Consider the following 26,102-nt stretch of genomic DNA (forward strand, 5'->3'; position numbering starts at 1 on the left):
AATAAAAAAAACCAACATATTATGAGAAAAAGGATTCTAATAATGGGTGCCGCCGGAAGGGATTTTCACAATTTCAATACTGTGTATCGCGATAATGAAGATTATGAGGTGGTGGCATTTACGGCTACCCAGATCCCCAATATTCTGGATAGAAAATATCCGGCCGCTCTGGCAGGTAAGCTGTATCCGGAAGGAATTCCGATTTACGACGAGAAAGAGCTCGTTACACTTATTTCAGAATTGAAGGTAGATGATGTGGTCTTTGCCTATTCGGATGTGACATATGAGCACGTGATGCACAAAGCGGCCATCGTGAACGAAGCAGGTGCTAATTTCACACTACTGGGATATAAGGAAACGGCGGTTAAAAGCACGAAGCCTTTGATCAGTGTTGGTGCTACGCGTACAGGTTGTGGTAAGAGTCAGACTTCTCGTATGATCGTTGAATACCTCATGGAAAAAGGTTTGAAAGTTGTGGCTATTCGCCACCCAATGCCTTATGGTGATCTGGAAGCTCAGAAAGTACAGCGATATGCTATCCTGGACGACTTGAAAAAACACAAGTGCACCATTGAGGAAATGGAGGAATACGAACCTCATATCGTTCGAGGAAATGTGATTTACGCAGGAGTGGATTACGAAGCAATTCTAAGAGCTGCGGAGAATGATCCCGATGGTTGCGATGTGGTTGTATGGGATGGAGGGAACAACGACTTCCCATTCTATGTTTCAGATCTTCATATCACCGTAACCGATCCTCACAGGGCAGGTCATGGAATGAAGTATTATCCCGGAGAGACCACCCTTAGGATGTCCGACGTGGTGATCATTAATAAGATCGATACGGCCCATCCCGATGATGTGAATACCATTCGGAATTTACTTGCCGACATCATTCCGCATGCCATCGTAATAGATGCTGCTTCCCCGGTTAGAATCAATACTCCGGAAATCATTCGGAATAAAAAAGTATTGATCGTCGAAGACGGTCCTACCCTAACTCATGGTGGAATGAAACTCGGTGCGGGAACTGTAGCAGCCAGGAAATACGGGGTGGGTGAGATCGTGGATCCACGGCCATACCTCGTAGGAGAACTTAAAGATACGTTTGAAAAATACCCCGACATTGGTGTACTCTTACCAGCTATGGGTTATGGTAACCAACAATTGAAAGATCTGGAGGAAACCATCAATAATTGCGAATGCGATGCTGTTGTAATTGGTACGCCTATCGACCTAAACAGGGTGATTGAGATCAATAAACCTAGTGTTCGTGTATTTTACGATCTGCAATCAATTGGTACTCCTCGAATGGAGGATGTTTTAAACAATTTTATAACCGAGCAGAATCTGTTGATGACACTTGAAGCAGAGCTTAGTTAGTTTTAGTAAGTGTATTTATTTCATCCGGGCTGACTTCACAGTTCGCTCCGGATTTTGATGCCACAAGCGCTCCGAGGGCACAACCCATGGTGAGCGCTTGTTCTGTTGTGGAACCTGATAACAACTCATAGATCAATCCAGCGAAAAAACTGTCTCCGGCTCCTACTGTGTCTTTCACACTAACCTTGTATCCGGGGTGGCTGCTTATCAAGTCTTCGGAAAGCTGTACCATGAAGGCACCATTTTCACCCAGAGTCACACAAATGCTATCCGTTTCGGTTTTATAGGCGATCTCCGCTGTCCTGGAATCCAGGCTACGATGTGTTATCTTCAGAAGATTAGATACGTATTCCAGTTCCTCATCATTCAATTTAATGAGATGCGCCTTTTGCATCATTTCTGAAATCAGCTCGTCTGTAAAATGTGGAGGTCGAAGGTTGAGATCGAATATTCCGAAGGAATTTATCTCCAGTAGCGTGTTGAGTAGTTCCCGATTGTTTTTGTTTCTAAGGGCAAGGGAGCCAAATACAAGCGCATCTGCTTCGGCTACTTCTTTCATCAATTCATCGCTCACTTCGAGATGATCCCAGGCGACATCCTCGGTAATTGTGTAACTCGCTATTCCATCAACGAGTGATACTTCAACGGCACCCGTAGGTTTTGTTTCCGAAGTAATAATCCCTGAAGTTCTTAGTCCGGTATTTGCTATCTGTGTAAGCGCTTCAGAACCTAATGCATCCTTGCCCACTGCACTAATCATTAGCACTTCAGCACCTAAGGAATGCAATCGTAGCGCTACATTCAGTGGAGCACCTCCCAATAAGCGTTTGTCCGGAAACACATCCCAAAGCACTTCTCCGAAGCAAACTACCTTCGGCCGTTTATTCTCCATCTTCAATTAGTTTTTTCTCAAGCTCTTCCAGGCTTACGCCTTTGGTTTCAGGCATCTTGAAGATCGCCCATAGCAATTGCAATACCATCATACCAGCGAAGAAGTAATAGATCAGCTCCAGATTTTTTCTGAATAAGCCTTCGGCCGGATCGATAAAGAATGGGGTGACGAGTGTGATCAGCGCTGCAAAAATCCAGTGAGTACTCGTTCCCCAGGATTGCCCGTAGGCACGAACCCGGTTGGGGAATATTTCGGAAATAAATACCCAGATCACTGCTCCCTGTCCAACGGCGTGAGAGGCGATGAACATACAGATAAATATCAACAACAAGGTCGAGCTTAAGGAAGCCTGGAAGCAATAACCTACCATGAACAAGCTTACGATATATCCAATGGATCCAATAATAAGCAGTTGTTTTCTACCCAGGCGGTCAATGAGTCGGATACCGATAAGGGTAAAGATGAGATTCACTGCACCGATGGCAATCGAATTAAAGAGTGATTCCTCGCCGCCAAGGCCCGCTTGTTCGAGGATCTGTGGTGCGTAATAGAGTACAAAATTAATACCCGATAATTGGTTGAAGGCCGCGATAAGGAAGCCAAGCCAGAGAATTTTCTTGTATTTTTTCTGAAAGAGATTGTCACTGCTTTTGGGTTGGGCAGCATCTTCTTTGATTTCTTCAAGATGGCGCTGCGCATCGTTTTTATTGTACATTCGGTTCAATACCGAAAGCGCACCTTCAATGTCTTTTTTCTGAAGTAATAACCAGCGCGGACTGTTAGGTACGTTCATCACCATAAGGGTATATGCCAGTGCAGGAATAGCCTCTACACCCAGCATCCAGCGCCAATCAGCTTCACCGCCAACCCCTTTTAGTAACCAGTTGGAAACGAAGGCGATCAAAATCCCGAAAACAATATTGAACTGGTACAGGGCTCCCAGGCGCCCGCGGTTTTCCGAAGTTGTGATTTCAGAAATATATATGGGAGCTGCTACGGTTGAGATCCCAACTCCAACCCCTCCTATAAATCTGAATATTGAAAAACTGTACGGATCAGGTGCAAAAGCACTACCTATGGCAGATATGAAAAATAAGATCCCAATCCAAAAAAGAGTTTTTTTTCGTCCTAACTTCTTAGTTGGGATACCGCCCAAAAGAGAACCAAGAACCGTGCCCCACAAGGCCATACTCATAATGAAGGTTCCATGGAAAAGGGGTGAGGTGTTCCACAATTCCTGTATGGGTTGGTTGGCCCCACTTATCACGACGGTGTCAAAGCCAAAGAGGAATCCTGCCAGAGAAACCGTAATGCTCCATTTGGTGATGTCTTTCATAAATATTGGTTCGTTAGGAGCTGTAAGATACCAAATTTGGTTTATTGTAAGTGAAGCTAAAATGACTGAACTATTTATGAGTATTTTTGATGTATGCAATACGAATTCGACCTATTGATCATTGGCGGTGGAGCAGCCGGATATTTTACTGCCATAAATGCGGCCGATATGGATGGCGATCTTACAATAGCCATACTGGAAAGGGGAAAGGACGTATTGAACAAGGTAAAAGTTTCGGGAGGGGGAAGATGCAATGTTACTCATGCTGAATTCTTACCCGATGAGTTAACGCAGAATTATCCAAGAGGGGAAAAGGAACTATTAGGTCCCTTTCATCGCTTTATGACGGGTGATACAATTACCTGGTTCCAGGAAAGGGGAGTGGAACTGAAGATTGAAGCCGATGGAAGAATGTTTCCGGTCACGGATTCCTCTCAAACGATTATTGATTGCTTCAACAGGGAGGTGGAGCGATTGGGGATAATGGTATATCGCCAGTCGGCAGTAAAGAGCATTGCAAAGGAAAAATCCGGTTGGGAAGTAGCAACCAAGGATCATGCCTTCAGGGCGAAGAAAGTTGTAGTCGCAACAGGTAGTAATACAAAAGTGTGGTCGCTTCTGGAATCACTGGGACATACCATCGTGCCAGCGGTGCCATCATTATTTACTTTCAACATTAAAGATGACAGGATTGATGGTCTTGCGGGTATTGCAACACAGGCTGAGGTAGAGGTTGTGAATTCCGAAGGAAAAACACTTTTGAAAAGTGATGGGCCTCTACTCATAACGCATTGGGGAATGAGTGGGCCGGCCATATTGAAATTATCCGCCTGGGGAGCTCGAATTTTGGAGCCTTTGAGGTATAATTTTACTATTAGGATTAATTGGTTGGACGGACTCGGGCCAGAAGAAGTTGAACAACAGCTCAAGGAAATGAAGCTGACTCATGGAAAAAAGAAGATAAACAGTTTTCCTATGTTCGAACTTCCGAAGCGTTTGTGGAAACACTTGGTTTTGGCGTCGGGCATTTCGGAGAACACTACCTGGGCTGAATTGGATAAATTCGGTACACGTCGCCTGACCCATGAGCTTACGAAAGGAGAATTTAAGGTCAATGGGAAAAGTACGTTTAAGGAGGAATTTGTAACGGCTGGGGGAGTGGCTCTTGAGGAAGTAAATTTCAGGACCTTTGAGAGCAAGTTACTGCCCGGTATGTATTTTGCGGGAGAAGTTTTGAATATCGATGCAATTACCGGAGGATTCAATTTTCAGAATGCCTGGACGGGTGGGTACCTGGCGGCTAAAGCAATTACAGTGTAGTATGAAACTGTTAAAATATTATCTAATACTTTTTATTATGGTCTCAGGCAGCATCTGTGCGCAGGGAGAAGACAGACATCGATGGAAAGACAGGGTGGTAGTGATTCATGGTACTTCGGAAGAAGATGCTCAGGTAGCGGCACAAATAAAACTATTGGAAGAAGATACGGAGGCCATGGACGATCTCAAACTTGTGATCCATATAGCAACAATTAGTGAAATACGATACCATTGCAATGATGAAGTTGTTGTTGCAACCAGGGAGAAACCCATAGCTAGTCCGTTCAAGGTAGAGTTGTACGGGTTGGATGGCGGACTTAAATTCAGCTCTAACGAATTGGTGCTTATGTCGAAATTTTACGAGATCATCAATAGCATGCCTATGCGGAAGTCTGAACTAAGGGATAGAAACAGAGGATAGATGTATCGTTATATTGCATTATTACGTGGAATAAATGTGGGAGGGCATAAAAAGCTACCCATGGCCGAGTTGAGAGAATTACTTTCTTCCCTTGGTTTCAGAGATGTTCAGACATATATTCAAAGTGGTAATGTGACCTTCAGGTCAAGCTCCGAAGCTTCAGCGGAGGAGTTACAAGATACTTTCCAAAAGGCTATTCTTCAGAAGTATGGCTGGCAAGTCCCGGTTTTGGTAAAGAAACCTACCGAAATAGAAGAATTTTTAAATAATTGTCCCTTTCCGAAGGAAAAAAAAGAAAAGAGTTATTTCACACTTCTGTTTAAGCCCCCTTCCACAGAAAATATTGAAACAACCCTTTCTTATCAGTATCCTAATGAGGAGTATCACATTACACCTCAATGTGTCTACTTTTATTGTTCCACCGGCTATGGTCGGGCCAAACTGAGTGGTAACTTCTTCGAGAATAAACTCAAGGTAACTGTGACGGCCAGGAATTATCGAACGATGATGAAGTTATTGGAGTTATCTGGTTTCTGATACGTAGCTGGAACAACATATTTTTTACTTCTTACTTTCTATCTCATTTGAATTCAATGAAGAGTTGCTGAGTAATTTGTAGATATGGGTAATCTCTGATCTTAGCTGCGCATTTTCACTTTCAAGGTCCTCGATCTTCGAATTGAGCGCCTTAATGGATTGAACGAACACAGGATCGTAATCCCCGTAAGCCGTTTGATAGTAGCCTAATCCATCCTTAGTTACTTTAGATGGAAATACCTCCATGAGTTCCTGAGCGATAAATCCGTATTGAACTCCCTCTGGCCTTTCCATTCCGGTAGCATCGTCGTTCCATTGGAAGGTCACTCCTCTTAAGTCCAAGACCTTCTGAAGAGCTTCTGTTTCCGAAATTGTTTCAATGTTCGATTTTAAGCGTCGATCACTATTTCCCAACCAGGAACCAGCTGTAGTTTTAGAAGCATCACCTTCCACTTCAAGAATATTTGTGGTAGGGATTCTAGATAATCCCATTCGGCCGTTTTTAAGAACAGTGACGGCATTGTTCGTGGTATTATTGGCGACAACTAATAGTCGGTCGGTACCCACTGCAGTGCTTGTACTCGTGGGAGTGTATGCGCTGCTCTCATAGCCAATTACAGTTTCGGCGTATGAATATGCATTGATATTGGTACCAATAGCAACGGAACCATTGCCGGATGCGTTTCCGCCTATTGCCAGGGAATTACTTGCGGAAGCTACTCCGTTGATCGCAATCGAACTTTGGCCGGAGGCTACGCCGCCATTTCCTGCAAGCGAACCGTACCCTGAGGCACTTCCACCGGTAAGAGCCACCGAATCACTGCCCGATGCATTCCCCCCAGAACCAATAGCCAATGAATTTGAACCTGAAGCCGTACAAGTATCACCTATAGAGATTGCACCAGTGCCGGAGGATAGTGCGTTTTCACCGAAGGAGAATCCATAAGTTGCCGAGGCATTTACGGTTCCGCCCATTAGCGCCACAGAGTTTAGGGCACTGGCCGTACCAGCCAGTGCGATGGCATCCAACCCGGATGCAGTACCATTGAAGGCTATACTGTTCTGTCCGGACGCCGTACCATTAGGGCCTGCAAACGCAGATTCTCCCGAAGCATCACCTCCGGAAAATGCTATTGCATAGGTGCCGGAGGCATCACTGCCAAAACCAAATGCAAGAGAATTATCGCCTATCGCATTGCTCGATGCACCTAAGGATATGGCATCAGATCCCAAGGTTGAAGCATTTGTTCCTAAGGAGAATCCGTTCGGAGCAGCTGAATTCACATTGCCCCCCATCAGGGCAATCGAATCGTCGGCTTCTGCCGTACCGCCAAATGAGATGGAGTTCATTGCTGTTGCAGTACCATTAAAGGCTATGGAATTTTGTCCGGATGCAGTACCATTGGCTCCGGCGATGGAAGTACTTCCCGACGCGATACCCCATGTAAAAGCGACCGAATTTGTTCCCGAAGCATCTCCGTTAAATCCCAGAGCAATGGAATTGGTGCCTGAGGCTGAACATTGTTCTCCAAAGCTGATAGCATCTGTTCCTGAGGTTGTGGCATTCTCACCAAAGGAAAACCCCTGTAACGACGCTATTGATACATTTCCGCCCATCAATGCCATCGAACCAAATCCGTCTGCTGTGCCACCAATAGAGATGGCGTTATCCCCTGTGGCTGTTCCGTGGAAGGCCATACTATTGTCTCCTGATGCGGTACCGAAAGCCCCGGCGATTGCGGAACTTCCCGATGCTGTACCCCCGGTAAATGATACCGAATTCATACCTGAGGCCTCCGCGTTGAATCCCAATGCCATGGCATTGGTCTCCGAAGCCGTGCAAAGTTCACCAAAACTAATTGCAGCTATTCCGGTAGTGGATGCGTTCTCCCCAAAAGACAATCCATTATTCGCCCCGGAATCTACATTACCTCCCATTAAAGCTATTGAATCCGGACCGTCTGCGGTTCCAGCTAATGATATTGCATTGTTTGCCCTCGCAAACCCGTTAAAAGCTACTGAGTTGAATCCAGAAGCTGTTCCGTATACCCCGGCGAATGAAGTGTTACCCGAAGCCACACCTCCGGTAAACGCCACCGAGTTCGTACCGGAAGCCGTGTTAAAGTACCCCATGGCCAGGGAATTCGTTCCTGAAGCTGTGCATTCTTCACCTATACTGATAGCAGCCACTCCCAAACTGTAAGCATTTTCTCCGAAGGACAAGCCCCGTGTGGCTGAAGCATTAACTGTTCCTCCCATAAGTGCCATTGAACTCGATCCGTCGGCACTGCCAAAAAATGATGCCGAATTATATCCCGAAGCAGAACCGTTTACCGCGAAGGAATAGGGGCCGGATGCAACAGTTCCCTGTCCTATGGCTACTGAATAATCTCCAGAGGCCTGACTATCAGGGCCAATTCCTATGGATTGGTTCCCGACATTTACATCATCCCAGGCCGTGCCCGAAGTTGTCCCTGCCCTGAAAGCCGCTTTGCTTTTATCGAAAAAGATCCTGTTCTCCGTTCCGCTTAAAGTTGAACTTCCGAAGACAAAATCGTCACTTCCCGGATTGGACGTATTTTGTACAATTCCTCCAAGACTTTGAAACTCACCCCCGGTGGCTGGAGAAAGATGAGTCCAGGCAGTTCCGTCGTAGTACCAGAATCCGGCAGAATTGTCCGTCTGATAAATAAGAAGCCCTGTCGCCGGGCCAGTAATCCCCGTGCGTTGTGCTTCTGTCATTCGAGGTACCAAGATACCCGCCGAATTACTTGAAATTTCAAGTGCTGAAGATGAATCAGGGGTTGTTGTTCCAATACCCACCTGACCGAAAATTGGATTTGCAAACAGAACTAAAATGATTACAATTTTTTTCATAATGAACAGATTTAAAGCACATGAAGGCTAAGTCTTTTCGTAAATAAATAAGCACGGGGAGCACACCAGTTGAATAGTAGGTGAGAACAGTAAAAACGGTTCTCATCTCGATGATGATGACCTACAATTTACATAACTTTTCTATACATTGAAAAAGTTTTCAATGATCATAGCCTATGCTATAGGTTCACGCGATTTCTTTTTCTGAAGCGAATTGGTCTTTTTATATAAGAATATCGGGAAGAATCGATCAAATTGTACTTTATGAGTTGTTTGGTCTGTTTCTGCTATTTTACGAAGACTGTTAAGAGATATATTTTTTTCTGATCGTACCTGGAAGTACAATTTGCAGCTGTCTTTAATTTTAGATTGAAATTTTAGGCTGCCTGCCTTCTTCGGAAGATCAAGAGGATGGCGATCAGGAGAAGCAACCCGCCAATAAACCATGGCCAGAATGGAAATTCAGAATGGAGTACAATAGGCTGCGGATCGCCCATTAATACTAGTCCGGACCAGTACTGAGGTGCCAGGGTTCTCCCTTGGGCCGTAGACAAATAGGTTAATTTGGCCTGTCGCAACGCCTCGTCCTTCGGTACACCTTCCTTCAGATTCTCATAGAAATATCCAAGTATCTCATTGCTGGATTTTTCATCAATCTTCCATAAACTTGTAAGAATACTTTCGCTTCCGGCATAAGTAAAAGCGTGCGCGAGGGATATCATACCTTCACCGGCCTGGTAGGTGGGTTTGCCCGTTTCACAAGCCGTGAGAATTGCAAGATCCGAAGACAGGTCGTAGTTGTAAATTTCGTACGTATAAAGTGAATTATCGTCCAGTTTGTTCTTTTCTGAAATGTTCTTGGCGAAGATCAGTCGGGAGAGTTCAGGACTCACATTGTTGGACTCGGCGTGAGTCCCTATGTGAATTATCTTGTACTCTCCGGCATTAGAAGTAAATACCTGTTTCGAAGCCTGTTCATTCAGAAATGAAGTACCACTAAGCAGAGAACTGTATTGCTTTACGAGCTCTGCGCTAAATGGTTGTGGTAAAAGGGTGAGGTAGTTCTTATCCAGCTGAGTCGAATCACTCACAGCTAGTTTGTATTCCTCCTTCATCTGTTGCGAAAATTCAGGGGCAAAGGCTACGAAATTCTTCCCGTAGTCATCTCCGTCACCCTCCGAATCAGTAAGTAAAAGACTAAAGTTATAGTGTATGGAATGAAGAGCCAGTAAGCTGTTCTCAGAAAATTCGGAAAACGTAGTGATGAGTTCAGGAGTGAGCATTTCGAAACTGAGGTTGAATAACTCCCTGTCTGGAATGATCAAGACGCGATTCGTAGTTATATTTTCCGACAAAGGCTTCCATAATGCATTGTAAAGATCATGTAGCAGAGGACCACAATACCCTGGATCGAAATTGTCTCCAGACAGCTTCTGAATATGATCCTTCACCGGTTCAAAATCCAGTGAGAATAATTTCTTACTCTGTGGATTCATGAGGTAGGCATAGAGTTCGTCTTCTACAAAGAAATAGCGTATCAATGTAGTTTCCTGTGGAATATTTTGCAGGGCATTATCCACCGGTTCCTCAAGTGTGGCATAACGCATTTTAAAATAGTCCGGATGCGATTGTCTTAGTGAATCCTGAAATACCTTCCATTGTTCGGCTATGTTGAAATAATTATTTATCTCGCTGGTACCATCACCATCCAGGCTCTTGGACAGCGTTGATTTCAACTCACGTTCACGGGTAAGCACAGAATTCGAAACATCTTTAAAGGTGATATTATTCCGAAGATTCAATCGCGAACGAATCCGGTTATAAATAGCCGATTCGTGCAACCCTACCGCATCGTTCAAATAGGCTTCATCCTCGGTTTCGCTATAGAGGTGGAGCCTTAATTTCTTAGCAAAATTGAAAAGGTCATTGTTCTCGTTTATAAGCAGACTCAGGTCATCGTAAGAAGTGATGATGGTTTTTCGCTGCTCCAGTATCTCAAGACCCGTATCAATCGAATTGGCGAGCTCCAGAAGTAATTTCTCATCGTAGGTTTCGGCCATTTTATACCGTGCTTCTGCCTGAATGAGTAAGGCCATGGGTTTATTGAACTGCTGCGATATGGAATCTGAAATACTCTGTCCTTCCTCACTCGCATTAAGTTTGATGTTCAATGCTTCCGTAGCATAGTTCAGTGCATTTTCATAATCACCGGTCTTGTAATGGACATTGGCCAGGTTAAGGGCCTGTTTGAATTCGATCAATGTGTTTTTAAAATCGCTTTCGCGTGTATAGTTGTACGACTCTTCGGCAAGTGATAAGGCCTTTTGGGTATTGCCGTTTTCAGCATAGAACTGAGACATTACTATGAATTCCTCCAGGAAATCATTTGAGAATTCACCTCCCAACGAACTTCGATATAATGCTTCTCCTTCTTCGAAGTACCTACTCGCCATTTCTGAATCTCCAATTTTTTCATAGGCACTGGCGAGGTTGGTCAAGGCAGCGGCCTTCCAGTACAATTGGATAGAGGGATTGTCTTTGGTGAGATCGACGGCCTGCTGAAGATATTCTTTGGCTTCTTCAAATTCCTGAAGACTCATGTGAGCCTGTCCCAGGATAATCCTTGATATAATCAGGTTGCGGTCTTCGGGCTCGTAAATCTTCTCCTTTTCCCGAAACGAATAAGCAATTAACTGCTTTGCCTTGTTAAACTCCCCGACAGCATTGTGAAAGGCCCCAAGGTTGTCGGTAGCCATAGACATCGTTTTTTTTGCCTGAAGAACGCGCTGCTCGTCTTTGGATCTTTTAATGAATTCCTGGAAGTTCCTTATAGTACTTTCAGAATAAGAAATTGCCTCATCATTTTTTCCCAGAGCATTTGAGATCACCGCAATATTCAAATTGACCAATGCAGGCCTATAATAAGCATTCATCAGGTCGGTGCTGTCTAGTTGTTTCAGTACTCCCAGAGATTTTTTAAAGTAATACCCGGCGCTATCCATTTTGGAAGTATACCACATCACACCTCCAAGAGCATTGTAGGTCTGTTGCATAAGGGTTAAATCCTTCTTTTCACCATTTTGCAAATGATCAAGCGCATTCAGATAATGTCTTTTGGAGGCGGGGTAGTCGCCATAACCGGATGAATAATATCCTAATTCGTATTCAATGTCTGCCAGATGTGCACGTGCAGGATCGGAAATTTTAGACGCTTCTGAATACGCATCTTCTATTATTTCATAGGCCTTCCTCGGTTGTCCGGCATCGTTGTATATGTAGGCTAGTTCAAGATAAGCCTCCTTGTTTATGTAAGGGTCCTTCTGAAGTTCCAGCTCGGATATCAGGTCCTCCGCATTCTTGATGGCTTCTGCAGAATTATTCTCGGCCAATGTAAGGCTCCCCGCAAATTTTATATACCGAACCAGGGTGTCGTAATTCTTTTCACTGCGGAATCTGTCAAGTTGTGTTTTAAGCTCTGTACGCGCCTCAGTTAGTTTGTTCTCATCGATCAATACTTCCAGTTTCTCGTAGTCGCTTAAACTATCCTTTTGCCCGAAAGAGATCCCCGACAACATCAGGAAGGAGATAATTAATAAGCGCATGGATAGTGACATGAGGTTTAGTCGTTTAATTCTGAAAGGATGGCTTTGCTGGCTTCATTGTCACTTCGCCTGAAATATTTCACGGCTGTTTCCACCTCATCCTGCTTAAGATAAGCCAGTCCCAAATAGTAGGAACAATCTTGCTGAAAAACACTTTCTTCAGTTTTTAATACTTCTTCCAGGTGGGTGATAGCCCTGGATTCGTCCTCTTCCGCCAAATATGCGACTCCTATGAAATAATTAAGAGTGTCGTTAGCAACCGAAACTTCATTCACCAGCGATTCCCATTTCTGAATTGCTAGGTTATAGTCACCTTTTTTGTAATCCACCATGCCTTCGAAGAACTCATAATTTATCGAACTACTCATGGTGGTGGGTAATCCGGGATCGGGAGTGAAGTGTTTTGCAAAGAGCTTTTCGTTTTGGTTGCCCGTATTCAGCAAAGCAAAAATTCCTAATGCAATCACGAGCACCGCAGCTACAGACCAGGTCCAGGGCTTAAATTTCTTCTTGCCCGGAGGATTTAGAGGTCGCACCGGGCTAAGGTCTGAATGAAAATCATCCAACTTGGATTTTAATACTGCGCTTTCAATTCCGAGGATACTACTTTCGACTTCCTCAAACTTACTTTTAAATTCAGGGTCTGACTTGAGTTGAGCTTCAAATTCTGACTTTTCCGAGGTCTTCATAGCCTGGTTCAGATAACGTTCGCAGCGTTCCCAGAATTCTTGTGATATTTGTTCTGAATTGCTCATGATACTATTGTGGGGCGGTTACCAATTCTCTTAATTTATTGATACATCTGTACTTTTTGTTTCGCGCGGATGCTTCTCCAATTTTAAACACCGACGCGATTTCCCGAAGCGATCTCTTTTCAAAATAGAATTGGGAAAGAAGTTGACGGCATTCATCACCTAAGCGCCCAAAGGCAGCCATAGTATCCGATACCTTTCGGTCGTTACCTTCGTCGATTTCTTCTGAATTGTCTTCTAACTGAAAATCGGTATCAAGAGAAGAAGTCTTTTTATAGCGTGATGACCGTAGAAAATCCGTCCATTTGTTCCTTGCTACCCGGTAGAGATAACCTTGTAGCGCCGATTCGTTCTCGGGGACGAATTTGCCTTTTTTTACATTCTGCCATACCGCGATAAACGCTTCCTGGTAGGTGTCCTTGGCCTGGGGTTTAGATCCGTTGTTCTTCAAAATATACACTTCGATTTTTGCATACGATTCCTGGTATAGCTGTTTCAGAACTTTTTCATCATTGTTCTTTACAGCAGTTACCAGTCGTTCTTGTGCCGCTATTTGGTTGGTATCCCCCATCTTTTGTAGACAGGTAAAAAGATACAATTTTTTTCATTCAGAAAAAGTCTGAAAGCCAAACTGCAAGCACAATTCACCTATACATCGAAATGTGTAGGAAATGTCATCATCATAACGCCTTACTGAAAAACTATCGTAAAAGTATCATCGTGAAATTCACCGGTCTAATCGCAACCTTCAAGATCCACATTGAAATAACGCGTTCCATCCAGAGTGATAAAATCCTCTCTATCGGTACCCAATTCAAACTCCTTTACGGTATCATCCGCAAAATTGAGTTCAAGGTAACTAGTTCTCCCAGCTGAATAGATTTTGTAAGAGCCTGTATTTTCATTTGTTGACTCTAACACTCCGGATCCAATCTGGTTGCCGGTCGACATACCGTCCACTGGGTCACCAACCGCGTAGCTGCTGTCGGAATTGAAGTAATAGGTAAATTGGCCGTTGGTACACAGATTAATAATCCTGGTTGTAGATGTGCTGCTGAATCCCCCGCTTGAATCGGAATTAGAATCGGTATTCATATACTTCAATTGTCTGCCTGTTATTTTCGCTTTCCACTGGAGGGTCGCATCCGAATCTTTCGCCTGGTAGAATTTTACAGAGTTAGCCAGTTTTCGAGCCTCATTTTGATGTTGTTCCGAATAAACCGAAGTTTCCGTGATCACCATGATGTTCATGCCTTTTCCATAGCCGTTTATTAAACCGATAGCATAAGCAGTGGCCTGAGAGCCGTTGAAATTGCCTTCATAAATACCTTCCACACGGCTATCTGAAATAAGATTGAACTCTTCTTTAGGCTGAAAATCAATTCCTGAATCCCTGAGACCTTGCATCGCCAGTTGCTTTAGACTTTTGGCATCTGCTGAAGAATTTTCAGAAAGGACCATGAGTCCGGGTATTGACTGATGACCTAAAACAATATAATCGTCCTGTTCACCACCAGTCCATCCTTCCGGAATAGTAAAACTCAATCCAAAATCCGGTAAGTCAATTTTTTGTTGTGCTTCCATGGTGCTTAAATTCAGAATAAGAAATAATACAATTAGTCTTTTTAAGTTACTCATTGAGAGTGGTTTTTATAAGGTTTTTCAATTCTTCCAGTTCTTGCTTTAAAGTATCGATCTCTAGCTGCTGCTCCTTTACGGCATTGATCAGCATATAGGTCATCGCTGAATTATCAACCGACAGGAACTCGCCTTTATCACTTTGATAGTTTTGTACCATATAGGGTACGACTTTCTGAAGTTCTTGGGCGATGACACCTACATGCTCTTTCGAGGTATCAAAGCCACTTAGTGTATTATAGTTGAAAGTTACCGGTTCAATTTGAAGCAACAGCTGCAGTCCGTCCTGGTAGGTGTTGATATTTTGTTTCAACCTCCTATCCGAAGAGTTGATCCAGGAACCACCACCGGGCTTAGCGGCATTTCCGTTTACTTCGAGCTCCCAGCCGGGCGTGAGGGTGTTTACTCCCACAAAACCCGTTCCGGAGATGATGCTCAATTCGGTATTTCCACCGGCTCGAATATAGGTGTCTCCACCGTTGTTATCAATATCTCCCACATAGATGTCCTGGGTCCCGGTTTGTCGCATCAGGGTGCGGTCCGGATTTCCGGCATCGTCCATCATTCTGATCTCACGATCGGTTGCGGTGCCTTCAATAATGAGGTCACCATTTGTCAACGTCAAACTTCCGCCATTCCTAAATTCGAATAGTGGATTTCCCCCGACCCCGTTGATCACCATTCTGTTCGCGGAGCCTGATCCGGTTCCGTTGTATTCCAGGCTCATTCCTTCGTTGAGACCGATCGTTGCCGTTTCAGAAAATTGTAGCACTGGACGATTAGAGACATCTGAAACGATACCAGCGACTATAGTTTGTACATTTGAGGTGCCATCTTCCGTTACATGCAGGGGAGCACCGGGAGCCTGGGTCCCGATCCCGACGTTGGCATTAAGCCCGAGAATGTCGTTATCGAATTCGCCGTAGATCAAGGGAGTTGAACTGGAAGAGTTTTCAATATAGAGTCTGTTATTGTTCAATTCATTATAGCCAGCCTGATAGCCAATATGAATGCTGCCATTTTTAACAATTGCTGCGGCGCCCCGTCCCGCCTGATATCCCAAAAAGACGTTGTTATCTCCTGAAACAAAGCGTCCGGAAGATATTCCAACAGCCGTATTATTATTCCCATTTGTATCATACATTGAATAGGCACCGAAAGCAGCATTATTATCTCCCGTTAAATTTTGATGTAGCGAGTGACTGCCAGAAGCGGTATTAAGTTCACCATCTAGATTTGTGAACAAGGCTTCATTTCCAATTGCCGTATTTCCGTTTCCTTGGTCATTTGCCAAAAGCGAATCATTTCCGATGGCTGTATTTTCAATACCAAATGTGTTGGATGCCAGAGCATTATAGCCTGATGCGGTGTTGCGGTTACCAGTTGTATTATTATAAAGTGCTAATGCACCGGTAGCAACATTATATTCTCCAGATGTATTTGAAAACAATGCTCGATAACCAATCCCAACATTTAGATTATTTGTTTCATCGTCCGCTGTCCCGGCATCTATACCCAGAAAAATAGAAGAACCATCATCGGTTCCGTCATTGTCCGATCTTCCATCTACCAGATCGTTTATCCGGTGCGTTACAAGAGTTGAGGGGGCCACCCAGCTCGTACCACCGGAACCGTCGGTTTGCAATACCTCATTTGCAGTGCCAACGCCTGTAGGAAAGGCATAGCCTCCCGAGGTAGGATTCCCAATTTGTAGGGTCCCGTTGGTTCTGAGAATATCGTTGTCGAATTCACCGTAAATAAGAGGTGATGTGCTGTTGGAATTTTCGATATACAATCTATTACTATTTGATTCTGAATAGCCTGCTTGGTTTCCAATGAAGACACTTCCGTCCTTAGAGTGAGTACTTCCCACATAGCCCGCAGAACGGCCAATAAACACATTGTTGTCTCCCTGCACATAATGACCCGCATTCGCGCCCAACGCCACATTGAAATTACCGGTAGTATTCGATAACATCGTCTGGTGACCCACCCCAACGTTACGGTCGCCGGTGGTGTTATAAAGTGCGTCGGCACCAATAGCCAGGTTGTAATTGCCGGTCGCGTTGCTGAATAGCGATCTGTGTCCGAAGGCAATATTCGAAAACCCGTCAACATTGGTGTTCAATACATTGAAACCTATACCGGTATTTCGGTTGGCGGTTCCATCATCATTTGCTCCAGCGCCAATTCCGAGAAATATCGATGACCCCGTAGCATCAGTTAATCCATCACTCAGATCATCAATACGTTCGGCACCACTGGCACTCGAATCTACCCAGGTCATTGCCCCGGCTCCGTCTGTCTGCAACACTTGGTTCGCGGTACCATCTGAAATTGGAAAAGCGAATCCTCCGGAGGCAGGATTACCTATTTGTAAAGTTCCGTTGGTTCTAAGTATATCGTTATCGAATTCCCCATAGATCAAGGCATTATTGGCATCGGCACTGGAGTTTTCTATATATAATTTATCGCTGTTAGTTTCATTCGTCCCGGAATTATTACCAATAAAAATACTATTACTGATTGTCCTCAATACACTGGCATCTCCGGCATTGTTGCCTATTAAGATATTTGCATCACCCTCAACATTATTTCCTGAATAGCTTCCAAGTGCAATATTGCCGCTTCCATTGAGACTATTGGGCATTGAATTGTGTCCGATAGCAGTATTTGATCCTCCGTTCGTCATGATACGTAAAGAGCGCGCTCCAAGAGCCACATTATTAATTCCGCCTGAATTGCTTTGCAGAGCGGAATAACCCATACTTGTATTGTAGCTACCGGATGTATTTGAAATAAGTGCGGAATAACCAAAGGCTGAGTTGAAATCACCTGTTATATTCTCCCGCATGACCGAATTTCCTATCGCAGTATTACCACCGCCAGTAGTGTTGTCTCGAAGGCTTCTACGACCTATGCCAACATTACCATTTACAGTGCCATCGTCGTTTATTCCAGCATCTGTTCCAAGGAAGATAGAAGAACCACTCACATCAGTTATACCGTCACTAAGATCATTGATGTTTTTAGCACCGGTTGCCAGGACCCATGCCGTAGTCCCATTATCCCAATAATAAAAACCTTTACTCACACTGCCCGTCCCGGTGGCGTATACAAGCATTCCATCTTGTGAAGCTCCCGGATTGGTTACAGGGAATTCATCAACTTTCGGGATAAGGAGTCCGTCGGTACTGGCTGGTGTCGCCTGGTTGGTGGATTGAATTTCCAGGCTGGCATTGGGTGTGATAGTCCCTATCCCAACTTGTGAGAATAAAGGAGTGCTTATCATCAATAGAAAATAACATAGACGTTTCATCTTTCTTAGTTTTAAAGCATAAGCAGGGAAAGTTCGTGCCCCCACGGCTTAAAAGTGATTCAGGAAATCAAATCTAATTCGAGTAGAAAAAAGTAATGTCCTGTTTTTTCAGCTTACTGAAATAACCGCACAACAAAGCTTATTGCTGCCGGTATTGGGAAGGAGTAAGGCCAGTGATCTTCTTAAAGGAAGCGTTGAAAGCCGATTTACTGTTAAATCCAGCTTCCAGACCGATAGCAGCCAGAGTATAATCGTAGAATTCAGGATCTTTCAAATACAGTTTTGCTTCGTCAATACGGAGATTGTTCAAATAATCTTTAAACGAGATGCCCAATTCCGTATTGATCACTTTTGATAGGTGGCCCGAGCTTAAATTGAGCTCATTGGCGATGGTGTCCAGGGAGATTGTCGGATTTAAAAAATTCCGTTCAACCTTTAGGTATTTCTCCATGGCGGTGATATGTTCATTCTTCTGTGGAAGAACTTCCGTAATCGAATAGCGGTCGTGTACCGTCTTTCTGATCTTTTTTCGCTGTTCGTTAATGCCGTATTTGTAGATACCAATATGGCCCAGCCAATAGATAAGAAATGCTACCAGGATCCAAAGGGGGTAGAAATAAGAAACATCGTCTTCGTCGCCATAGGTATATTCGGAATAAGCCCAGATTAATGTTGCCAATAACAGCAGAAACAATGTGGTCTTAAACCAATTGAGCTGGGGTATGACTTGTTCGGAAGAAAACTTTATTTTCTTTTGATGCTTATGGACCTTTATAAGCATATAGAAAATAGCACCTATGCTAAATAAGATCGCCAACAATTCACCAGTAGGAATTAAAAGCTGGAAGAATTCCCCAAGGGCAGCATTCTTAAATTCTATAGCTCTCAGTAACTTATAGGTTGAACCTGATATGAAACCGACCAGAAAAGGAAGAAATAACACTTTCTCACCTATTGAAATCTTTCGTTCAGGATGAATGAGAGAATGGCAATAAAGAATGATTAGAGGAGGCATTACCAGACCCCATTGGATAAACACATAATCATAAAACTCTAAGTATCCCACTGCTCCACAATCCAGTAAATACCATTGAAGATTGTTAAAAGAATAGCTTACGATCCAAGCTACCAGGAAATAGGTGCTTCTGGCCCGGTATTTTTTATTGAATAATACTACGAGCGCGAAGATAAATCCCTGGATCACTCCGGCAAGAATAATGCTATTGAAGATGTTGAAATTCAATCGGCTGCAGTTAGTTCTTCAAATATAAGGAAATAGCTTTCTTTCCTTCTGAATGCCTTTTCGCTATCTTTGCAGCTGAAATTAGACTATATGTCCGAAGCTACTTTTCTTCCGGGAACCTATTCGAATCAGCCTCAAAGTGGCCGTATTTCCTGGCGGTCTCCGAGTAATATCGCACTGGTAAAGTATTGGGGAAAGCACGGGGTGCAACTTCCGAAGAATACTTCAGTAAGTTTCACCCTTTCAAATTGTTTTACGGAAACAACGCTTCATTACAAGAAAAAAGAAACTGCGGGTTACAACTTTGAAGTCTACCTGGACGGGAATAGGGAAGAGGGCTTCGAACCGAAGATCTCTCAATTCTTCGATCGTTTACAGAAGTACCTGCCGTTTTTGGAACAATATAGTTTCAGAATAGAAACCTCCAATTCGTTTCCACATAGCAGTGGAATTGCCTCTTCGGCTAGTGGGATGAGTGCCCTGGCCTTATGTTTAATGGATCTTGAAAGGTCATGGAGCGGAGCTGAAATGACCGATGATCACTTCGACAAAAAGGCTTCTTTTCTCGCACGATTGGGATCGGGAAGTGCCTGCCGAAGTATCGATGGGCCACTCATCGTTTGGGGTGAACATCCGGAAATTGACAATAGCTCGGATCTCTTCGGAACAAAATACCCTTTTGAAGTACACTCGAATTTCATGAATTACCGGGATACGATCTTGCTGGTAGACAAAGGCGAAAAGCAGGTGAGTAGTACTGTAGGGCATGGGCTCATGAAAGATCACCCCTATGCAGAACAGCGATTTGAACAGGCGAATGCAAATATTGTCAGACTCATCGATGTATTCAAAAGCGGAGACCTGGATGCTTTTATCGAAATTGTCGAATCAGAAGCGTTACAATTGCATGCCATGATGATGACCTCCCTGCCGTATTTCATTCTCATGAAACCAAACACCCTGGAGATCATTAACCGGATCTGGAAATACCGCAATGAAACCGGGAGCAAAGTTTGTTTTACTCTGGATGCCGGAGCCAATGTGCATGTATTATATCCAGCGAATGAAGCGGCTGAAGTATCTTCATTTATTGAATCGGAATTGGCTCAATTCTGCAAGAATGGTTCCTTTATTCACGACCTGGCAGGAATTGGCGCTCAATCTTTGTAGGATTCTGATTGTTAAAATTTTATGTTTATTTTCTGAATTAACAATTCCGTAAAATCTATCTTTGCGTCAAATTGTTATGAATTAAAGCTAAAAAATGTACCTTTAGCTCTGAAAACGTACTAAAATATGCGTGGTCCCCTTTTTTACTCGAAAATACTTCTCTTTGGTGAATACGGAATTATCAAAGATTCAAAAGGCCTCTCTATCCCTTATAACTTCTACAACGGAGCCTTAAAGATAGATGAGCACAAAACCCCTTCTACTCACAACAGCAATCAGAATCTTAAACGATTTACAAGCTACCTGGAAGAACTGGCCGAGCGCCAGCCGGACCTTGTGAATTTCGATCTCGACAAGTTAAATGCTGATGTGGAAAGAGGGTTGTATTTCGATTCGAGTATTCCTCAAGGTTACGGAGTAGGAAGCAGCGGGGCATTAGTTGCTGCTATTTACGATAAATACGCAACAGATAAGATCACGGTACTTGAAAACTTAACACGGGAAAAATTACTTCAGCTAAAAGCGATCTTTGCTGAAATGGAGTCATTCTTCCACGGAAAGTCTTCAGGACTTGATCCGTTGAACAGCTATTTGAGTTTGCCGATTCTTATCAATTCCAAAGATAATATTGAGCCTGCTGGGATTCCGTCTCAAACACAGGCGGGACACGGAGCAGTATTTCTTCTGGACAGTGGAAGTACAGGAGAAACAGCGCCAATGGTCCAAATTTTCATGGAGAGCATGAAAAAGGAAGGTTTCAGAGCGATGCTTAAGAACCAGTTTGTTAAACATACAGATGCCTGTGTGGAAGACTTCCTGAACGGAGATGTAAAGTCCCTTTTCAGCAATATCAAGCAATTGTCGAAAGTAGTGCTTGATAACTTCAAACCCATGATCCCTAAAGAGTTTCATTCTCTTTGGAAAAAGGGTATAGAAACCAATGCGTATTACCTGAAACTTTGTGGATCGGGTGGCGGAGGTTATATGCTGGGATTCACTGAAGACCTGGACAAAGCCCGTGCTGCTCTCAAGGATCACAAATTGGAAGTGGTTTACAGCTTCTGATCAACTAATCACCCACATACAGCATGTTAAGTAGAAGGCAGAAACATTTTCTATTGAAATTTTTCAGCCTGTTTTCCGTAGTGCGCGGATACAATATTCTCATACTTATCTTTGCACAGTATCTTACCTCCATTTATATCCTTGCACCAGACCGCCCCTTGCGGAATGTGCTATTTGATCCAAACCTCCTAATGTTGGTCCTGGCTTCTTCAGCGGCGATAGCCGGGGGATACATCATCAACAATTTTTACGACCGCGAGAAGGACCTGATAAACCGTCCGCACAAAACCATGCTGGATCGCCTGGTTAGTCAGCGAACAAAATTGAGTACCTACTTCATCCTGAACTTTCTTTCGGTGATCTTTGCGAGCTACGTATCCTTTAGAGCTGTTATGTTCTTCGGATTGTACATCTTTGGGATCTGGTTCTATTCACACAAACTGAAACGTTATCCCTTTATCGGGAACATCACTGCGGCCATACTCACAGTAATTCCTTTCTTCGCGGTATTCATCTACTACAGAAATTTTGACCTGGTCATCTTCGTACATGCCACCTTCCTTTTCCTGTTAATATCAATGCGTGAATTGGTAAAAGATCTCGAGAACATCAAAGGAGATCTCGTACAGAATTACAGGACTATTCCGGTTGTTTACGGGGAGCGGGTGTCGAAGTGGATGCTTACCATCGTGGCTGCACTTACCCTAGTTCCGATATACTTCCTGCTTACCAAATTTGATGTTGGGTATATGTATTTTTATTTCTTCGGAAGTATCCTGGGCCTGATATTCTTTGTGATAGTACTGTGGTTATCGGCCCGAAAATTACATTACATTATACTTCACACTATTCTCCGACTAGCAATTGTAATTGGTGTATTCAGTATAGTTCTATTAGATGTGGATGTTGTATTAAACCGAATTCTATAGATGGAAAATAGTAAAACATTAAAGGTTGCACTCTCGCAAATATCCCCGGTATGGCTCGATAAGACCGGAACACTAGCCAAAGTGGAGGCTCAGATCGTGGATGCTGGTAAGAACAGTGCAGAACTCATCATCTTCGGGGAAGCCCTCGTTCCGGGATATCCGTTTTGGCTGGCACTCACAGGTGGCGCTGAATGGAATACCGAATTGAACAAAGAATTACACGCTCACTATGTTTCCAATGCCGTTTGTATTGAGGAAGGTGACCTGGATGGTATATGTGATCTTGCAAAACAACATCAGATGTCGGTTTACCTTGGGATCATTGAGCGTCCGAAAGACCGTGGCGGACATAGTATCTACGCCTCGTTGGTATACATTAATTCCGAAGGAAAAATTAGTTCCGTGCATAGAAAGCTACAACCTACATACGATGAGCGACTCACATGGTCGCCGGGTGATGGTAACGGGCTGGTGGTTCATGAACTGAAGGATTTTACGGTCGGCGGACTCAATTGCTGGGAAAACTGGATGCCTTTGCCGAGAGCTTCACTCTATGCCCAGGGTGAAAACCTGCATGTGGCCGTTTGGCCCGGTAGCGACCACAACACACGGGACATTACACGATTCATTGCCCGAGAGTCCAGAAGTTATGTGATCTCTGTTTCTTGCCTGATGACAAGGGATAACTTTCCGAAGGAAACCCCTCATCTGGATGCAATTCTAAAAAATGCACCACAGGTCCTTGCAAACGGGGGAAGTTGCGTAGCCGGACCCGATGGAGAATGGATACTCGAACCTGTGCTCAACAAAGAAGGAAACTTATTTGTGGATCTCGATTTCCAGAGAGTACTTCAAGAACGCCAAAACTTCGATCCGGTTGGACATTATTCACGTCCTGATGTAACTAAACTTATCGTAGATCGGGAGCGACAGACCACTGTTCAATTCGGAAGTTTAAAAGAAAAGGACTAAAAGAAACAGCGTTAGTTTTTGTGCTGAAAACCAAAGCCTTTACCTATCTTTGCCGAAAATTTAAAGGCTGCTGAACAGCGGAAGATTATGAGTAAACAAGGGAAAAGAGGAGACAGGAGAGACCGAGGAAAAGCCGGGAGAGATACAGGATCGAAAAAACCACAGAATAAACCGGGAACTAAATCCGGTGAGGGTATTCGTTTGAATAAATACATCGCCAACAGTGGGGTATGTTCAAGACGTGAAGCTGATACATTCATAGCAACCGGACTTGTTTCTGTAAATGGTAAGATCATCAACGAGATGGGACACAAGGTGAATCTTGGAGATGATGTTCGTTTCGACGGAAGGCGTATCAGTCCTGAACCCAACACTTATATTCTGCTTAACAAACCTAAGGCAGTCGCTACTACTACGAGTCAGAGTAAAGGCATAACAGTGATGGATCTAATCGCCAATGCCACTACGGCTAAGGTAAAGCCTATTGGCCGATTGGGGAGAAATGCCACAGGATTACTGCTCTTTACCAACGATGATAAGCTAGTCAATAAGCTGCACAGTAAGGGTATGGAACGTTTGTTTCATGTTGAACTTGATAAGAATCTGAAAGCAGTAGACCTTCAGAAGGTGTCCGAGGGAATGACGGTGAAAGGCAAGGAGGTCTCAGTGGAAGAGATCAGCTATGTGGACAATGCGCCTAAAAAAGAAGTAGGATTGCGCATAAAGCATATGGGGAACAGCGTGATCCGTGATATTTTTTCCGAACTGGGTTACGACGTGATCCGGGTAGATTGTGTGACTATTGCACATCTTACCAAAAAAGACCTTCCCAGAGGTCGCTGGAAATTCTTGAGCCAGGCCGAGATTGAATTATTTGCGATGATGTAAAATTTATTCAAGTTTTAACATTTTATTCGTTTTTTTTTATTTCATTTGCCCACGTTTTAGCTGAACAATTGAACGCTGTTTCTACGTTCGGGTTTTTGAAAATCAGGAAGTCATATTCAAAAACAGGGGTCGGGAGATTCCACCGAAATTTAAAGCTAACTTCCGCTACATTCTTCAACCTCTTCGATCTGAAAGAGGGTCATAATATTTTACTACAACCAGTTTTAGTGTTAAGGGTCTAGTGTAGATGATGTCATTTAACAACGAAATCATTTTTACAACCACCTATATTATCCACTAATACTAATGAACACTAAATATATTGATCTGATAGATCAAACCTATGAATTTCCGCAAGAGGAATTCAGATTGCGTGATTCGAATCTATTGTTTCACGATATCGACCTCATGGAATTGGTCTACAACTATGGTGCACCTCTGAAATTTACTTATCTACCGAAAATATCTCATGATATTCAGCGGGCGAAATCATGGTTTCAGGATGCGATAGTAAAGCACAATTACCAGGCCACTTACAAATATTCCTACTGTACGAAGAGCTCGCATTTCAGGCATGTACTCCAGGAAGCACTAAAGAATGATATTCATATTGAGACATCTTCAGCTTTTGATATTGATATTGTTGAGAACCTAAAGCGTGAAGGAAAAATCACTGCGGAAACCTTTGTCCTGTGTAACGGTTTTAAGCGTGCTCAGTATATCACCAATATAGCTCGGCTTATCAATGAGGGGCATTTAAATTGTATTCCAATTGTAGACAATTTCGAAGAGGTGGATTTATTAGCTGAAGAGATTCACGGGGATTTCAACATTGGGATCAGGATTGCTTCTGAAGAAGAACCAAAATTCGAATTTTATACTTCCAGACTCGGGATCGGCTATAAAAACATTGTGCCATTCTATGAAGAGCAGGTAAAGAATAATGATCGCGTTAGCCTGAAAATGCTCCATTTTTTTATAAACACCGGGATTCGTGATAACGCCTACTACTGGAACGAATTACTGAAGTGTCTTAAAGTGTATGTGAAGCTTAAGAAGATTTGTCCCAGCCTCGACAGCCTGAATATCGGTGGTGGTTTTCCAATAAAGAATTCGCTTGCATTCGAATATGACTACGCATATATAGTTGATGAGATAGTGAACCAGATCAAACTGGCTTGTGATGAAGCGGAAGTGCCGGCACCACATATTTTTACTGAATTCGGAAGCTTTACGGTAGGTGAGAGCGGTGGTGTCATCTATGAAGTGCTATATCAGAAGCAGCAGAATGACCGTGAGAAATGGAACATGATCAATTCTTCTTTCATTACCACCTTACCTGACTCATGGGCGATTAACAAACGTTTTATCCAATTACCGGTGAACCGTTGGCATGATGAATATGAAAGGGTACTGCTGGGAGGGCTTACATGCGATAGTGATGATTATTACAACAGTGAACAGCACTTGAATGCAATTTATCTTCCGAAGTATAAAAAAGATAAGCCTTTGTATATCGGATTTTTTAACACGGGGGCCTACCAGGAGACCATTGGCGGTTATGGTGGGCTGCAGCACTGTCTAATACCAAGTCCGAAGCATATTTTGATCGATCGGGATGCGCAAGGAAACATAAGCACCCGATTATTCAGGCAACAACAACGAAGTGAAGATATGCTTGAGATCCTTGGGTATGCTGCAATAGACGAGAACGAAAAACAACATCACTCAGAACCATTATCAACTACTAAAAATTAA

Annotated in this window: 19 protein-coding genes; 10 read left to right on the forward strand and 9 right to left on the reverse strand. The window is 43.5% G+C overall.

Going from position 1 to position 26,102, the window contains the following annotated elements:
- Window positions 1-21 precede the first annotated feature (21 nt).
- Window positions 22-1,383, forward strand: coding sequence for a cyclic 2,3-diphosphoglycerate synthase (locus tag J1N09_RS02135; protein ID WP_265197771.1), 1,362 nt, complete (start codon window positions 22-24; stop codon window positions 1,381-1,383).
- Here J1N09_RS02135 and J1N09_RS02140 read toward each other — a convergent pair.
- A complete protein-coding gene (locus J1N09_RS02140) occupies window positions 1,376-2,275 on the reverse strand; it encodes a carbohydrate kinase family protein (protein WP_265197772.1) in 900 nt (299 codons plus the stop codon). The genes J1N09_RS02135 and J1N09_RS02140 overlap by 8 nt on opposite strands.
- The gene (locus J1N09_RS02145) at window positions 2,265-3,611 is read right to left on the reverse strand and encodes a sugar porter family MFS transporter (RefSeq protein ID WP_265197773.1); all 1,347 of its coding nucleotides are present in this window, start codon (window positions 3,609-3,611) and stop codon (window positions 2,265-2,267) included. The genes J1N09_RS02140 and J1N09_RS02145 overlap by 11 nt, the downstream gene beginning before the upstream one ends.
- Before the next feature lie 93 nt (window positions 3,612-3,704).
- On the opposite strand from J1N09_RS02145, the gene J1N09_RS02150 reads away from it, so the two are divergent.
- Genes J1N09_RS02150 through J1N09_RS02160 form a run of 3 tightly spaced genes read left to right on the forward strand, consistent with a single transcriptional unit; the run spans window position 3,705 to window position 5,889 of the window.
- On the forward strand, window positions 3,705-4,931 hold the full coding sequence (locus J1N09_RS02150; protein WP_265197774.1) for an NAD(P)/FAD-dependent oxidoreductase: 1,227 nt from the start codon (window positions 3,705-3,707) through the stop codon (window positions 4,929-4,931).
- A 1-nt stretch (window position 4,932) separates the two neighbouring features.
- On the forward strand, window positions 4,933-5,352 hold the full coding sequence (locus tag J1N09_RS02155) for a DUF4174 domain-containing protein (protein WP_265197775.1): 420 nt from the start codon (window positions 4,933-4,935) through the stop codon (window positions 5,350-5,352).
- The gene (locus tag J1N09_RS02160) at window positions 5,353-5,889 is read left to right on the forward strand and encodes a DUF1697 domain-containing protein (RefSeq protein ID WP_265197777.1); all 537 of its coding nucleotides are present in this window, start codon (window positions 5,353-5,355) and stop codon (window positions 5,887-5,889) included.
- A 24-nt stretch (window positions 5,890-5,913) separates the two neighbouring features.
- On the opposite strand, the gene J1N09_RS02165 is transcribed toward J1N09_RS02160, so the two are convergent.
- From J1N09_RS02165 to J1N09_RS02195, 7 genes are all read right to left on the reverse strand, one after another.
- Window positions 5,914-8,766: a tail fiber domain-containing protein gene (locus J1N09_RS02165; protein WP_265197778.1), complete on the reverse strand. Its 2,853-nt coding sequence runs from the start codon at window positions 8,764-8,766 to the stop codon at window positions 5,914-5,916.
- A gap of 377 nt (window positions 8,767-9,143) precedes the next feature.
- Complete coding sequence (locus J1N09_RS02170) at window positions 9,144-12,368, reverse strand: CHAT domain-containing protein (protein WP_265197780.1); 3,225 nt, start codon at window positions 12,366-12,368, stop codon at window positions 9,144-9,146.
- Window positions 12,369-12,385: 17 nt separating this feature from the next.
- Window positions 12,386-13,123, reverse strand: a complete 738-nt coding sequence (locus J1N09_RS02175) for a tetratricopeptide repeat protein (RefSeq protein ID WP_265197782.1) — start codon at window positions 13,121-13,123, stop codon at window positions 12,386-12,388.
- A gap of 4 nt (window positions 13,124-13,127) precedes the next feature.
- Window positions 13,128-13,691: an RNA polymerase sigma factor gene (locus J1N09_RS02180; RefSeq protein WP_265197784.1), complete on the reverse strand. Its 564-nt coding sequence runs from the start codon at window positions 13,689-13,691 to the stop codon at window positions 13,128-13,130.
- A 164-nt stretch (window positions 13,692-13,855) separates the two neighbouring features.
- Entirely contained in the window at window positions 13,856-14,758 is a 903-nt protein-coding gene (locus J1N09_RS02185) for a hypothetical protein (protein ID WP_265197786.1), read from the reverse strand.
- Complete coding sequence (locus tag J1N09_RS02190) at window positions 14,751-18,077, reverse strand: tail fiber domain-containing protein (RefSeq protein ID WP_265197787.1); 3,327 nt, start codon at window positions 18,075-18,077, stop codon at window positions 14,751-14,753. The genes J1N09_RS02185 and J1N09_RS02190 overlap by 8 nt, the downstream gene beginning before the upstream one ends.
- A gap of 139 nt (window positions 18,078-18,216) precedes the next feature.
- The gene (locus tag J1N09_RS02195; protein WP_265197789.1) at window positions 18,217-19,320 is read right to left on the reverse strand and encodes a helix-turn-helix domain-containing protein; all 1,104 of its coding nucleotides are present in this window, start codon (window positions 19,318-19,320) and stop codon (window positions 18,217-18,219) included.
- A gap of 90 nt (window positions 19,321-19,410) precedes the next feature.
- Here J1N09_RS02195 and J1N09_RS02200 point away from each other — a divergent pair, with 90 nt between their 5' ends.
- The 6 genes from J1N09_RS02200 (at window position 19,411) to J1N09_RS02225 (ending at window position 26,102) form a co-directional block, all read left to right on the forward strand.
- Entirely contained in the window at window positions 19,411-20,490 is a 1,080-nt protein-coding gene (locus J1N09_RS02200; protein WP_265197790.1) for a diphosphomevalonate/mevalonate 3,5-bisphosphate decarboxylase family protein, read from the forward strand.
- A gap of 126 nt (window positions 20,491-20,616) precedes the next feature.
- The gene (locus tag J1N09_RS02205) at window positions 20,617-21,555 is read left to right on the forward strand and encodes a mevalonate kinase (protein ID WP_265197792.1); all 939 of its coding nucleotides are present in this window, start codon (window positions 20,617-20,619) and stop codon (window positions 21,553-21,555) included.
- A 23-nt stretch (window positions 21,556-21,578) separates the two neighbouring features.
- Window positions 21,579-22,484: a geranylgeranylglycerol-phosphate geranylgeranyltransferase gene (locus tag J1N09_RS02210; protein ID WP_265197793.1), complete on the forward strand. Its 906-nt coding sequence runs from the start codon at window positions 21,579-21,581 to the stop codon at window positions 22,482-22,484.
- Entirely contained in the window at window positions 22,485-23,456 is a 972-nt protein-coding gene (locus J1N09_RS02215; RefSeq protein ID WP_265197795.1) for a carbon-nitrogen hydrolase family protein, read from the forward strand.
- Window positions 23,457-23,543: 87 nt separating this feature from the next.
- Window positions 23,544-24,344 carry a pseudouridine synthase gene (locus J1N09_RS02220; RefSeq protein ID WP_265197797.1) on the forward strand — a complete coding sequence of 267 codons (801 nt, stop codon included), beginning with the start codon at window positions 23,544-23,546 and terminating at the stop codon, window positions 24,342-24,344.
- A gap of 306 nt (window positions 24,345-24,650) precedes the next feature.
- A complete protein-coding gene (locus J1N09_RS02225; protein ID WP_265197798.1) occupies window positions 24,651-26,102 on the forward strand; it encodes an arginine decarboxylase in 1,452 nt (483 codons plus the stop codon).

Source organism: Aureitalea sp. L0-47 (genome assembly GCF_026126405.1).
In the GTDB taxonomy this organism is placed as follows: domain Bacteria; phylum Bacteroidota; class Bacteroidia; order Flavobacteriales; family Flavobacteriaceae; genus Pukyongia.